Source organism: Actinomadura rugatobispora, assembly GCF_042656285.1.
Classification (GTDB): domain Bacteria; phylum Actinomycetota; class Actinomycetes; order Streptosporangiales; family Streptosporangiaceae; genus Spirillospora; species Spirillospora rugatobispora.
This window is the reverse complement of record NZ_JBHSON010000096.1, coordinates 1-13749: the sequence shown is the minus strand read 5'-3', so window position 1 is coordinate 13749 and position 13749 is coordinate 1. Positions and strand designations below refer to the sequence as shown.

The window sequence follows — 13749 nt, the reverse complement described above, 5'->3', positions numbered from 1 at the left end:
GAGGAGAAAGCGATGACCGACAACCTGAAGAGGCTCTCCGACGAGGGCGTGTCGATCTGGCTCGACGACATCAGCCGGGAGCGGCTGCGGACCGGCAACCTGGAGCAGCTGGTCAAGGAGCGGCACGTGGTCGGGGTGACCTCCAACCCCACCATCTTCGCCAAGGCGCTGAGCAAGGGCTCGGCGTACGACGACCAGGTCCGCGACCTGGCGGTGCGCGGCGTGGACGTGGAGGAGGCCGCCCGTTCGATCACGACCTTCGACATCCGGTGGGGCTGCGACGTGCTGCGCCCGGTGTACGACCGGACGCAGGGCCTGGACGGCCGGGTGTCGATCGAGGTGGACCCGCGGCTGGCGCGGGAGACCGAGAAGACGGTGGCCGAGGCCCGGGCGCTGTGGTGGATGGTGGACCGGCCCAACCTGTTCATCAAGATCCCGGCGACCCGGGAGGGGCTGCCGGCGATCACCCGGGCGCTGGCGGAGGGCATCAGCGTGAACGTGACGCTGATCTTCTCGCTGGAGCGGTACGGGGAGGTCATCGACGCCTACTTCGCGGGTCTGGAGAAGGCCCGCGAGAACGGGCACGACCTGTCCGCGATCGCGTCGGTGGCCTCGTTCTTCGTCAGCCGGGTGGACACCGAGATCGACAAGCGGCTCGACAAGGTCGGCTCGGACGAGGCGAAGGGGCTGCGGTCCAAGGCGGGCGTGGCCAACGCCCAGCTGGCCTACGCGCTGTACGAGGAGAAGTCCGGGACCGACCGGTGGAAGGCGCTCAAGGACGCCGGGGCCCGGCCGCAGCGCCCGCTGTGGGCCTCCACCGGGGTGAAGGACCCGAACCTGCCCGACACGCTGTACGTCGACCACCTGGTCGCGCCCGGCACGGTGAACACCATGCCGGAGGCGACGCTGGACGCGGCGGCCGACCACGCCGAGGTGCCGGGCACCCCGATCCAGGGCACCTATGACGAGGCCCGCGCCCACATGAACGCCCTCAAGCAGGTCGGCGTGGACTACGACGACGTGGTCCGCGTCCTGGAGGACGAGGGCGTGGAGAAGTTCGAGGCGTCCTGGAACGAGCTGCTGGCCACCATCGCCGGCGAGCTCCGGGACAAGGGCGCCGGCCAGCAGGGGGCCGGCGCGTGACATCGGTGGTGACCGCCGGGGGGATTTCGGTCACCATGCGGGGCGCCCTCGTGGACGGGACCGAGCCGCTGCTCGACCGCCTGGTCTCCGACGGCGTCCCGGTACGGCTGGCGTCCGGCGCGCGGGGCGGGTCCGTCCCGTCCCGCGCGTCGCGGCTGTGGGGGCCGGACGCGGCCGCGGCGGCCGAGCGCGGGCTGGGCTGGCTGGATCTGCCGGAGCGGTCGCGGGGGCTGCTGGGCCGGCTGGCGGAGCTGGCGGGCGAGGCGCGCGGCGCCGGGCTCGACCGGGTGGTGCTGGCGGGCGGGGGCGGCGCGGGCCCGGCGCCCGAGGCCGTGGCCCGGACCGCCGGGGTGGAGCTGACCGTCCTGGACGGCACCGATCCGCACCAGGCCCGGGCCGTGCTGGGCGACGGCCGGCTGGCCCGCACGCTGGTGGTGCTGACCGGCACCGCCGATCCGGGCGAGGCCGGCGGCGCGCTCCGGTCGTTCGGGCCGCCGGAGGTCGACGTCGAGACCGACGCGCACCGGCGGATCTTCGAGGACGCCTTCCGGCGGGCCGGGATCTCCGGGGCCGCGCTGCGGCGCCGTTTCGCGGTGGTGGCCGTGCCGGGCTCGCCGCTGGCGGCGCTGGCCGAGGAGTCCGGTTACCGGCTGGTGGAGGCCGAGGGCGACGCGGGCGGGCCGTTCGCGGCGCTGGGCGCGGCGGGCCTCCTGCCGGCCGCGCTGGCGGGCGCGGACGTGGCGCGGCTGCTGGACGAGGCCGCCGCGCTGGCGCCGACCCTGGACCTGCCCTACGACAATCCGGCGCTCGCGCTGGGCGCGGCGCTGGGCTCCTCGGCGCTGGCGGGGCGCGACAAGCTGGTCGTCGCCGATCACACTCCGGGCCTGGCCGGGTTGCGCGACTGGGTCGAGCACCTGGTCGCGGGCGCGACGGGCAAGGACGGCAAGGGCGTCCTGCCGGTGGTCGTCGAGGGCGTGGAAGCGCCCGGTTTCGGGGCGGCCGGGGACGTGCGCCGGGTGCTGCTGGGCGACCGTCCCGACGAGCCCGGGCAGGGCCGTGCCACCGCGGGGGGACGGTCCTCCGCACCCTCCGAGCCGGGCCGGGAGGCGGGGCTGAGCGTCACCGGGCCGCTGGGCGCGCAGTTCCTGCTGTGGCAGTACGCGGCGGCGGTGGCGTGCCGGGTGATCGGCGTGAACCCGTTCGCGCGGCCTGACGTGCGCGAGTCGCGGGACAACGCGGCCGCGCTGCTGCGGGCCGAGGAGGGCGTCTCCCCCACGGTGATCGCGCGTCCGGCGGCGCTGGTGTCGGGGGCGGTCGAGGTGCACGGCCCCGAGGACCTGATCGGCGGCGCCCGGACGCTCACCGACGCGCTGGAGGCCGTGCTGGCGGGCGTGCCGGAGCGCGGCTACCTCGCCGTCATGGCGTACCTGGACCGCTGGGGCGACCCGGACGCGGGCGGGCTGCGGTCGCTGCTGGCCGAGCGGGGCGCGGCGGTGCGCAGGTCGCCGGTCCCGGTGACCTTCGGCTGGGCGCCGCGGTGCCTGCCCGCGACCGGCCAGTACCACAAGGGCGGGCCGCCGAACGGCACGTTCGTCCAGGTCACCGGGCGGGTGAAGGACGATCTGCCGGTGCCCGGCCGGCCGTACACGCTGGGGCAGCTGCAGCTGGCCCAGGCGTTCGGCGACATGCGGGTGCTGCGCTCGCGCGGCCGTCCGGCCGTGCGGCTGCACCAGCGCGACCGGGTCGACGGGCTGGCGCAGCTCACCAAGGCGCTCACCGCCTGAGCCGCGCCGGGCGCCCGGGCCGGGCGCCCGGGCCGGGCGCCCGGCGCGCGCCGCGGGCGGGACCGGCCGCGACTCACGTTCCGGAACCAGAAGATCGCGGAGAAGGTCGCGGACGCCCGTTGACTCCTGGAACGATGGGCGTCGGGAGGAACGGTGTCCGGATTCGACGTACTGACGCGCGGCGAGGTGCTCGACGCGGCGCTGCAGGCACGCGACTATCTCGTGAGCTGCGGCGTTCCCGGCGCGCTCGCCGCCAAGGACCCGCGGCTGTGGGGCCGTCGCGCGGTGGACCACAGCCGGCTGGGCTGGCTGGATCTGCCGCACGCGTCCCAGGGGCTGCTCAAGCAGATCGAGGGGCTGATCACGGAGGTCCGCTACACGGGCCTGGACCACATCGTGCTGATCGGCCTGGGCGCGGAGAGCCTGGCCGCTGAGGCGATCATGGCGGAGGCCGCGGACGCGGCGGACGCGGACGCCGGCGGGGAGGGCGCGGCCGGGGCGCCCGGCGCCCGGGGCGGCCCGGGCCCCGGCCGGCTGACCGTGCTCGACGGCGGCGACACCGCCGCGCTGGGCTTCGCGCTGGAGCGGCTCGACCGGACCCTGGTGGTGCTGTCGAGCAAGTCGGGGGTGTCGCTGGAGGGCGACGCCTACCGGCGGATCTTCTCCGAGGCGTTCCGCCGGCACGGCCTGTCCGAGCAGGAGATCGCCGGCCGCTTCCTGGTGATCACCGACCATGGCAGCCCGCTGCACGACTACGCCCGGCAGAGCGGCTTCCGGATCGGGCTCACCGATCCGCACCTGCCCGGCCACTTCAGCGCGCTGTCGGCCTACGGGCTGGTCCCGGCCGTGCTGGCGGGCGCCGACGCGCACCGGCTGCTGGAGGAGGCGGCGGTGCTGACGCCGTCGCTGGGCAAGGACGAGGACAATCCCGGCCTGCTGCTGGGCGCGATCCTCGGCGGCTGCGCCCAGCAGGGCGTGGACGGGCGGCCGCGCGACAAGCTGGTGCTGAGCGAGCCGGGCGTTCCGGCCGCGCTGTCGGGCTGGATCTCCCACCTGCTGTCGGTCGGCACCGGCAAGCGGGGCCGCGGCGTGCTGGCGTTCGACCCGGCCGGCAGCCCGGGGCCGCTGGCCGACGCGCACGAGATCGCGATCAATCCGCGGTCGCCGCGCGGGGACGCCGACACCTCGCTGTTCGCCCCGCTGGGCGCGCAGTTCCTGCTGTGGGAGTACGCGGCGGCGGTGGCCGGGTGGCTGCTGGGCGTCAACCCGTTCGAGCCGGGAGGCACGGTGGTGCAGGAGGCCGAGGACGACGCGGTGACGATGCTGCGCGCGGTCGGCCAGGCGCCGCTGGCCGCCGACCGGCCGCCCGTCTCCGTCGACGGCGACATCGAGATCTACGCCGATCTGGCCTGGCAGGGCGGCGCGGCGGCGGCCCCGCCGGTCGCGAGCGTCCCGTCGATCCTGGACGCGCTGCTGGCCAGCGTGGCGCCGGACGGCTACCTGTCGGTCGTGACCTACCTGTCGGGCGGCCTGTCCGGCCGCGACCTGGCGCCGGCGCTGGCCCGCCGGTCCGGGCGGCCGGTGTCGTACGGCCCGGGGCCCGGCTACCTGCACTCGACCGGCTCGGTGCACAAGGACGGCCCGGGGACGGGGGCGTTCCTGATCGTGAGCGGCGACCCGCCGGCCGGTGACGCGCTCGCCGACCATCCCGTGCCGGGCCGCCCGTACAGCCTGGGCAAGGTGCGGCTGGCGCGGGCGATGGCGGAGGTGCGCGCGCTGCGCCAGCGCGGGCTGCCGGTGGTGCGCCTGCACCTGCGCGACCCGGTGGCGGGCGCGGAGCAGCTCGGCGAGGCGGTGCGGATGGCGGCCCGGGCGTGACCACCTACACCTCGGTCGTCTCCGGTGGGACGGCCATCACCGCGCGCGGCCCGGTCCGCGAGGCCGCCGAGCGCACGCTGGGCCGGCTCTGGATCGACGAGGTCCCGGTCCGGCTGGCGTCGGAGGACGCGGCGCTGTGGCCGTCGGCGGCCCGGGCCGCCGAGGAGGGCCGGACGCTGTGCTGGCCGGGCCAGCCGGGCCCGGCGCGGGCGCTGCTGGAGCGGCTGGGCGAGCTGCGCGCCGCGGCCGAGGAGTCCGGGCTGACCGAGGTGGCGCTGCTGGGCCGGGGCGCCCCGGCCCGCGCCGCCGACCTGATCTTCCGCCATTTCGCCGCGCGCTCCCCCGCCGGCGGGCCGGGGGACGCGGACGGCGCGGCGGCGGCCGGCGGCGCCGGTGCGGGTTTCCTGGAGATACCCGAGAGGCCCGGGAAGCCGGAGCGGGCGGCGGGGGCCGCGGAGCCGGCGGGCCCGGCGGCGGCCGTCGGGGCGTTCGAGACCTCCACCTGGCCGGCCGAGCCCGAGCGGGGGCCCGGCGGGATGTCGCTGACCGTCCTGGACGGCCCGGAGCCGGGCCCGCTGATGCGCCTGGGCGGCGACCGCGACCGGCTGCGCCGCACCCTGGTGGTGGTGACCGGGAACGACCAGGCCACCGACACGCTGCGGCGGGTCTTCGTGCGGCTGTTCGGCGAGCTTGACCTGAGCCCGGAGGAGATCGCGCGGCGGTTCGTGGTCGTGACGGCGCCGGGCGGCGTCCCGGCCAAGAAGGCCGCCGACGCCGGGCACGCGCTGATCGAGGCGCCCGAGGCCACCGCGTTCGGGGCGCTGTCGCCGTACGCGCTGGTCCCTGCGGGGCTGGCCGGGGCCGACGTGGCGGCGCTGCTGGACGAGGCCGCGCGGGTGCTGCCGTCCCTGACCCGCCCGGAGAACAACCCGGGCCTGGTGCTGGGCGCGATCCTGGGCGGCGCGGTCCGCACGGGCCGGGAGACGGTCGTCCTGGGCGGCTATCCGGCGATGGCGGCGGCCCGGCCGGAGCCGGGGCTGGCCGATTGGATCGCGCCCCTGCTGTCGGAGGCGACGGGCGGCCGGGTGCTGCCGCTGGTCCAGCACGGCGGGCTGCCGGTCGTGCCGGGCGACGACCTCTTCCTGGTCACGCTGGAGGGCCGTCCCCACCAGGACGACGCCACCGTGTCGGGGCCGCTGGCGGAGCAGCTGGTGGTGTGGGAGTACGCCGCCGCCGTCGGCGCCTACCTGCTCGGCGCCGACCCGCTGCGCCCGCCGGAGCGCGACCCCGGTGAGGGCGCGCCCGGGGCGCCGGTGTTCGAGGAGGGCGAGCCGGGGCGGGCCGTCGAGGTGCACACCTCGGATCCGGTGTTCGCCGCCGCCGCCGACCTCTCCGGGCTGCTGGAGGCGGTGGTGCGGCAGGCGGCCGCCGACGGCCATCTGGCGATCGTGGCGCATCTGGACCCGGATCCGGCACGCGGGCAGGGCTCGCAGGTCAGGCGGCTGGCGGCGGTGCTGGCCGCGCGCTGCGCGCGGCCTGTGACGATCAGCTGGGGGCGGCGTTACCCGGCGATCGGGAATGATCAGCAGGAGAAGGGCGTATACCTGATGATGACCGGGAACGTCGTCCACGACGTGCCCGTTCCGGGCCGGCACCAGCGGCTGGGCCCGCTGCAGGCGGCACGCGCGCTCGGGGAGGCCCGGGCGGCGCGCGAGGGCGGCCGGCCGGTGGTGCGGCTGCATCTGCAGGACCGCTGGGCGGGCCTGGCCCGGCTGCTGGAGGCCGCTCGGGGAGGGGCATGACCGGGAGGCACCGCGGCGCGGCCGGAGGGCCCGGCAGGCACGGCATGAGCCCGGCGGCGCGGCCGACACGTACCACGCACGGCGGTACGGGGTATGGCAGGACCGGGCATGACCGGACCGGGCACGGCAGAACACCCATGGCATGAGAAACACCACAACGACACAGCGGGCGGGATCGGTCCCTGCACCGGTCCTCGGCATCGTGCGAGAAGAGGGGGCCCTCACGTGACCACCAAGACACCCAACCCGCTCCGGGATCCCCGGGACAAGCGGTTGCCACGGGTGGCGGGGCCGTGCGTGCTGGTGCTGTTCGGGGTCACCGGAGACCTGTCGCGCAAGAAGCTGCTGCCCGCGATCTACGACCTGGCCAACCGGGGGCTGCTGCCGCCGGGGTTCTCGCTGGTGGGGTTCGCCCGCCGGGACTGGGACCACCAGGACTTCCGCCAGATCGCCTACGAGGCGGTCAAGGAGCACGCGCGCACGCCGTTCCGCGAGGACGTCTGGCGGCACCTGGCCGAGGGCATGCACTTCGTCCCGGGCGAGTTCGGCGACCCGGGCGCGTTCGACGCCCTCGCGATGGCGGTCAAGGAGCTGGACGAGACCCGCGGGACGGGGGGCAACTACGCGTTCTACCTGTCCATCCCGCCCAAGTTCTTCCCGCAGGTGGTGGAGCAGCTGCAGCGCAGCGGCCTGGCCGAGCGCGAGCCGGGGTCGTGGCGGCGCGTGGTGGTGGAGAAGCCGTTCGGGCACGACCTGGCCAGCGCCCAGGAGCTCAACGACACCGTGCACCGGGTCTTCCCCGAGGAGTCGATCTTCCGGATCGACCACTACCTCGGCAAGGAGACCGTGCAGAACATCCTGGCGCTGCGGTTCGCCAACACGATGTTCGAGCCGATCTGGAACCGGTCGTACGTCGACCACGTGCAGATCACCATGGCCGAGGACATCGGGATCGGCGGCCGGGCCGGCTACTACGACGGGATCGGCGCCGCCCGCGACGTCATCCAGAACCACCTGCTGCAACTGCTGGCGCTGATCGCGATGGAGGAGCCGACCTCCTTCAGCGCCGAGGCGGTCCGGGCCGAGAAGGCCAAGATCCTGTCGTCGGTGCGGGTGCCGGGCGACCTGCACCTGGCCACCGCGCGCGGGCAGTACGCGGCGGGCTGGCAGGGCGGCGTGAAGGTGCGCGGCTACCTGGAGGAGGACGGCATCCCGCCGGACACCCGGACCGAGACCTACGCGGCGATCAAGCTGGAGATCGACAACCGGCGCTGGGCGGGCGTGCCGTTCTACCTGCGCACCGGCAAGCGGCTCAGCCGCCGGGTGACGGAGGTGGCGCTGGTGTTCCAGCAGGCGCCGCACCTGCCGTTCTCGCACACCGACACCGAGGAGCTGAGCGAGAACACGCTGGTGATGCGGGTGCAGCCGGACGAGGGCATCACGCTGCGGTTCGGGTCCAAGGTGCCGGGCACCTCGATGGAGATCCGCGACGTCAACATGGACTTCGCCTACGGCGAGTCGTTCACCGAGTCCTCCCCCGAGGCCTACGAGCGGCTGCTGCTGGACGTGCTGATCGGCGACCCGCCGCTGTTCCCCCGGCAGGAGGAGGTCGAGCTGTCCTGGAAGGTCCTCGACCCGATCGAGGAGTACTGGGCCGCGCACGGTGAGCTCGAGCAGTACAAGTCCGGCGGCTACGGGCCCGAGAGCGCCGACGAACTGATGGCCCGCGACGGGCGCGCTTGGAGGCGACTCTAGAGATGAACATCGACCTCACCGACACCAGCACCCGCCGCATCCAGGACGCGCTGACCCAGGCGCGGCACCTGATGGGCGGCCCGGCCGTGGGCATGGTGCTGACCCTGATCATCGTGACCGACGAGTCGGCCCAGTACGACGCGGTGCGGGCGGCCACGGAGGCGGCCCGCGAGCACCCGTGCCGGGTGCTGACGGTCATCTCCCGCGACTCGCGGGGCAGCTCCTCCCGGCTGGACGCCGAGATCAGGATGGGCGAGACCGGGCCGGGCGAGACGGTGCTCCTGCGGATGTACGGCCCGCTGGCGCTGCACGCCGACTCGGTCGTGGTGCCGCTGCTGATGCCCGACACTCCGGTGGTGACGTGGTGGCCGGGCGGGAAGGTGCCCAAGGTGCCCAGCGACGACCCGCTGGGGGGGCTGGCGCAGCGGCGGGTGACCGACGCGTACGCGGCCCGCGACCGGCTGGGCACGCTGGCGCGGCTGGCGAACGCCTACCGGCCCGGCGACACCGACTTCACCTGGACCCGCCTGACGTCGTGGCGGTCGCTGCTGGCCGCCTCGCTCGACCAGGACCACGAGGAGATCCTGTCCGGGGAGGTCGCGGCGGAGCCCGACAGCCCCAGCGCCGAGCTGCTGGCGGCGTGGCTGTCGCTGCGGCTGGCCGTCCCGGTGTCGCGGGTGGTCTCCGACGGGCCCGGGATCACCGGGGTGCGGCTGACCACGCGGGCCGGTGACATCGCGGTGTCGCGCCCGGACGGCCGGGTGGCGACGCTGGCGCGCCCGGGGCAGCCCGACCGGCAGGTGTCGCTGATGCGGCGGCCGCTGCCGGAGCTGCTGGCCGAGGAGCTGCGGCGACTCGACCCGGACGAGGTCTACCAGGAGGCGTCCGCCCGGTTCGCCAAGGACCTGGCGGCGTCGTCCACGGAAACGGACCAGGCGTCCCAGGTGGCCGTGGCGGTGAGCGGCGGCGACCTCGTCGAGGACACCGGCGACGACGCGGAATCCGGCGACGGCGGCGGCGCGGGCGACGGGGACGCCGGCGGCGCGGAAGGCGCGGGCGGGCGATGACGCCGCCGGCCGTGCTGGTCCACCGCGACCAGGAGCTGCTGGCCAAGGCCGCCGCCGCGCGGCTGGTGACGCGGATCGTGGACGTGCAGGCGGCGCGCGGCAGCGCGTCGATCGTCCTGACCGGCGGCGGCGTGGGCACCGCGGTGCTGGCCGAGCTGGCCGCCAGCGGCGCCCGCGAGGCGATCGACTGGCGGCACCTGGACATCTGGTGGGGCGACGAGCGGTTCCTGCCGTCCGGCCATCCCGAGCGCAACGAGACCGGGGCGCGCGAGGCGCTGCTGGACCACGTGGACGTCGATCCGGCGCGGGTGCGCCCGATGCCCGCCTCCGACGGCCCCGGCGGCTCCGATCCCGAGGCGGCCGCCGACCGGTACGCGGCCGGGCTGCGGGCGGCGGCGCGTCCCGAGGACCACGGCCCGGTGCCGTCGTTCGACGTGCTGATGCTGGGCGTCGGGCCGGACGCGCACGTGGCGTCGCTGTTCCCGGAGATGCCCGCGCTCTACGACGAGCGGCCGGTGGTGGCGGTGCGCGGCGCGCCCAAGCCGCCGCCGACGCGGATCACGCTGACGCTGCCGTCGATCCAGGCCGCCCGCGAGGTGTGGGTGCTGGCGGCGGGCGGGTCGAAGGCCACGGCGGTGCGGATGGGCCTGTCGGGCGCCGGTCCGGTGCAGGTCCCGGTGGCGGGCGCGCGGGGACGGCAGCGCACGCTGTTCCTGCTCGACCGCCCGGCGGCGGCGCAGCTGCCCCCGGGCATCGAGCGCATCGCCTCGCCCTGAGCCGGGCGTGTCGCGTCCGGCGAGTCGCGCGGCGCTTGACGCCCTTCACCCAAATTCGCCCGGATTCTCCCTTTGCTCTCCGCATACTCTGGCGGGCGGGGGAATGCCCCCGCGGGTGGCGAGGTCGAGCGTGGAGGAGGGTCCGAGGTGCTCAAGGGTCGGACGGTCCTGGCGGGCACGGCGATCACGGGAGCGGCCGTCCTGGCCGCCGCGGGATGCTCGTCGGGAGGCGGCGGCGACGGCGGCGGGGACGCACCCGCCGCGAAGGTCGCGATCACCCCGGCGAACGGCAGCCGCGACGTGGCGCCGGACCAGCCCGTGGTCGTGAAGTCCGACCAGGGCAGGCTCGGCGCGGTCACGGTCGCGGATCCGAAGGGGCGCAGGGCGGAGGGGCGGCTCGCGGCGGACGGCCGGTCGTGGCGGACCTCGTGGGGGCTGCGGCCGGCGACGACGTACACGGTCACCGCGCAGGTCGCCGCGGACGGCGGCAAGCCGGTGACCTCGTCGTCCACGTTCACCACCCTGACGCCGGCGCAGCGGCTCGAGAGCGGCATGTCGCCGCTGGAGGGCGAGAAGGTCGGCGTGGGAATGCCGATCCAGCTGCTGCTCGGCAAGCCCGTGACCACGAAGCAGGGCAGGCAGGCGGTCGAGCGCGCCCTCGAGGTGCGCATGTCCGAGCCGGTCGAGGGCGCCTGGTACTGGATCAGCGACAAGGAGGTGGACTTCCGCCCGCGCGACTACTGGCCGGTCGGGCAGAAGGTCCAGGTCGTCGCCCGGCTGACCGGGGTCCGGGCCGGTGAGGGGCTGTGGGGCGTCAAGGACCGCACGCTGAACTTCACCGTCGGGCCGCGGCACGTCACCAGGATCGACGCCGGGAAGTACGAGGCGACGGTCACCGACGGCGGCCGTACCGTGCGGACGATGAAGGTCAGCCTCGGCAAGCCCGGCGACGACAGCTACAGCGGGGTCATGATCGCCCAGGAGAAGCAGGCGGCGATGGTCATGGACTCGTCCACGACCGGCAACCCCGGCGAGTACCGCACGCCGACCAAGTGGAACGTCCGGATGACCTACAGCGGCACGTTCATCCACTCGGCGCCGTGGTCCACCGGCTCGCAGGGCAGCGCCAACGTCAGCCACGGCTGCGTGAACGCCTCCCCCGCCGACGCCAGGTGGTTCTACGAGTTCACCAACCGCGGCGACGTCATCGAGGTCACCGGCACCACCCGGAAGCTGCGGTTCGGCAACGGCCCGACGCCCTGGGCCAAGTCGTGGCAGGACTGGGTGAAGGGCAGCGCGCTGGGGGCCCCGGTCAAGGGCGTGCCGCTCCGCTGAGCGGTGCGGACGCGACCAAAGTCGGTGCGGTCACCGACGTGCGGCGCCTCCCGGAGCGCCCCGGGCTGAGTAGCGTTGGTCCGGTGAGGTTCCGCAGGGCTCGTCAAGGGGTGCGCGACGTGTGCGTCGCGGCCGGCGCCGTCGGCATCGGGCTGCTGACGATGGAGGGCTCGCGGCAGACCTATCCCCATCCGAGCGACTTCCATCTCGCGCGGGACCTGGTGATCGGCGCGCTCGCGTGCGCGGGCCTGCTGCTGTGGCGGCGGCGCTGGCCGGTCCGCGTCGCGCTGGGCCTCACGGTCGTCGGCTTCCTCTCCGCCTCGGCGTGGGGGGCGATGGCGATGGCGCTGTTCACCGTGGCGGTGCACTCCGCGTGGCGGGCGACCGCCGCGCTCACCGCGCTCAACGTCACGCTCATCACGGTGATCTTCACCCAGGTCGACGAGATGAACCGCCGCGAGCGCGTGGAGTCGATCGTGGTGTTCCTGCTCGGCTACGCGGTCCTGGTGATCACCGGTCTGCTGGTCCGCTCGCGCCGGCAGCTGATCGAGTCGCTGCGGGAGCGGGCGCGGCAGGCCGAGGAGGGGCAGCGGCTGCGGGTCGAGGAGGCCCGGCACCTGGAGCGCGAGCGGATCGCCCGGGAGATGCACGACGTGCTGGCCCACCGGATCTCGCTGCTGGCGGTGCACGCGGGGGCGCTGGAGTTCCACGCCGACGCGCCCGCCGACCAGCGCGACGCCGCCGGGATCATCCGCCGCAGCGCGTACGAGGCCATGGAGGACCTGCGCGAGGTGATCGGCATGCTGCGCACCGACCCGGCCGGCGAGCGCGCCGCGTCCGGGCGGGGGGCTGGGGCACCGGGCGCTGCCGCCCCGGGCGGGGACGGCGAGGGCGAGCGCCCGCAGCCGGCGCTGACCGACCTGCCCGCGCTGATCGAGGAGTCGCAGCGGGCCGGGGCGCACGTCACCTTCGACGACCGGCTGCCCGACCCGGGCGCGGTGCCGTCCCGGATCGGCCGGCACGCGTACCGGATCGTGCAGGAGGCCCTGACCAACGCGCGCAAGCACGCGCCGGGCGCGCACGTGCGCGTCACGGTCGAGTCGACGGGACCGGGCGGCGCGCTGTCGATCGAGGTCGCCAACCCGCTGCCGCCCGGCCCGCCCCCTCCCCCCGGGCTGCCGGGCGCGGGCGCGGGCCTGCTGGGCCTGCGCGAACGCGTCGACATGCTGGGCGGCACACTCGACCACGGCCGCGACCCCGACGGCCATTTCCGCCTGTGCGCCCACCTCCCCTGGCCCGGCTGACGACCCGGATCCCGGCGATCGGCCGGAACGCCGAGGCGGGCCCGGCGGCGGCCGGGGGGGGCGTCGGCGGGACGGGCGCGCGGCGGGGCCCGAACTCGTAGGGTGGCGGGATGGACTCCCCCATCCGCGTCCTCATCGTGGACGACGACGCCCTCGTACGCGCGGGCCTGACCATGATGCTGGCGGGCGCCGACGATCTGCGGGTGGTCGCCGACGTCGCCGACGGGACCGAGGTGATCCCGGCGGTGAACGAGCACCGTCCCGACGTGGTGCTGATGGACATCCGGATGCCGCGGCTGGACGGGCTGGCCGCCACCGAGCGGCTGCGCGCCCGCCGCGAGCCGCCCGAGATCATCATCCTGACCACGTTCGACACCGACGACCACATCCTGCGCGCGATGCGGGCGGGGGCCAGCGGGTTCCTGCTCAAGCACACCCCGCCGCCGGACATCATCCGGGCGATCCGGCAGGTGGCGGCGGGCGAGCCGATGATCTCGCCGGCGGTGCTGCGGCGGATGATGTCGTACGTGGCGGGCACGGGCGTCGACCCGCGCCGCGAGCGGGCCCGCGGGCTGCTGGGACGGCTGAGCGAGGGCGAGCGGGCGGTGGCCACGCTGGTGGGCCGGGGCAAGACCAACAGCGAGATCGGCAAGGAGCTGTCGCTGAGCGTGGCGACGGTCAAGGCGTACGTGTCGCGGCTGCTGACCAAGCTGGAGCTCAACAACCGGGTGCAGATCGCCCTGCTGGTGCACGACGCGGGCGACGACGAGGACGCGGCCCGCTCCTAGAAGACTGCTGAAGATCTTGGGGTTCTGGCCCCGTCGCGGTTGCGGCGGGGCCAGTGTGGTGTGGTGTGGTGATGGGTGAATGGGCCGGGGAGAGGGTCGGTCCGGATGTGTGGGAGA

At 75.4% G+C, this 13749-nt stretch carries 10 protein-coding genes; all 10 read left to right on the top strand.

The annotated features are described in order from the left end of the window. Positions 1-12 precede the first annotated feature (12 nt). The 10 genes from tal to ACFPZN_RS44665 all read left to right on the top strand — a co-directional run bounded on the left by tal (position 13) and on the right by ACFPZN_RS44665 (position 13632). Positions 13-1143: a transaldolase gene (gene tal / locus ACFPZN_RS44710; protein WP_378289068.1), complete on the top strand. Its 1131-nt coding sequence runs from the start codon at positions 13-15 to the stop codon at positions 1141-1143. Further along, positions 1140-2927, top strand: a complete 1788-nt coding sequence (locus ACFPZN_RS44705; protein WP_378289066.1) for a glucose-6-phosphate isomerase — start codon at positions 1140-1142, stop codon at positions 2925-2927. Before tal ends, ACFPZN_RS44705 begins: the two co-directional genes overlap by 4 nt. A gap of 153 nt (positions 2928-3080) precedes the next feature. Next, a complete protein-coding gene (locus tag ACFPZN_RS44700) occupies positions 3081-4805 on the top strand; it encodes a phosphoheptose isomerase (protein ID WP_378289064.1) in 1725 nt (574 codons plus the stop codon). Beyond that, positions 4802-6607, top strand: a complete 1806-nt coding sequence (locus tag ACFPZN_RS44695; RefSeq protein WP_378289061.1) for a hypothetical protein — start codon at positions 4802-4804, stop codon at positions 6605-6607. The genes ACFPZN_RS44700 and ACFPZN_RS44695 overlap by 4 nt, the downstream gene beginning before the upstream one ends. Positions 6608-6832: 225 nt before the next feature. Further along, entirely contained in the window at positions 6833-8362 is a 1530-nt protein-coding gene (gene zwf / locus ACFPZN_RS44690) for a glucose-6-phosphate dehydrogenase (RefSeq protein ID WP_378289059.1), read from the top strand. Positions 8363-8364: 2 nt separating this feature from the next. Continuing rightward, the gene (locus ACFPZN_RS44685) at positions 8365-9429 is read left to right on the top strand and encodes a glucose-6-phosphate dehydrogenase assembly protein OpcA (protein WP_378289057.1); all 1065 of its coding nucleotides are present in this window, start codon (positions 8365-8367) and stop codon (positions 9427-9429) included. Next, positions 9426-10205: a 6-phosphogluconolactonase gene (gene pgl / locus ACFPZN_RS44680; RefSeq protein ID WP_378289055.1), complete on the top strand. Its 780-nt coding sequence runs from the start codon at positions 9426-9428 to the stop codon at positions 10203-10205. Before ACFPZN_RS44685 ends, pgl begins: the two co-directional genes overlap by 4 nt. A gap of 147 nt (positions 10206-10352) precedes the next feature. Beyond that, complete coding sequence (locus tag ACFPZN_RS44675) at positions 10353-11540, top strand: L,D-transpeptidase (RefSeq protein ID WP_378289053.1); 1188 nt, start codon at positions 10353-10355, stop codon at positions 11538-11540. Positions 11541-11623: 83 nt separating this feature from the next. Next, positions 11624-12844, top strand: coding sequence for a sensor histidine kinase (locus ACFPZN_RS44670; RefSeq protein ID WP_378289050.1), 1221 nt, complete (start codon positions 11624-11626; stop codon positions 12842-12844). 110 nt (positions 12845-12954) lie between these two features. Next, the gene (locus ACFPZN_RS44665; protein ID WP_378289048.1) at positions 12955-13632 is read left to right on the top strand and encodes a response regulator transcription factor; all 678 of its coding nucleotides are present in this window, start codon (positions 12955-12957) and stop codon (positions 13630-13632) included. Positions 13633-13749: the final 117 nt, after the last annotated feature.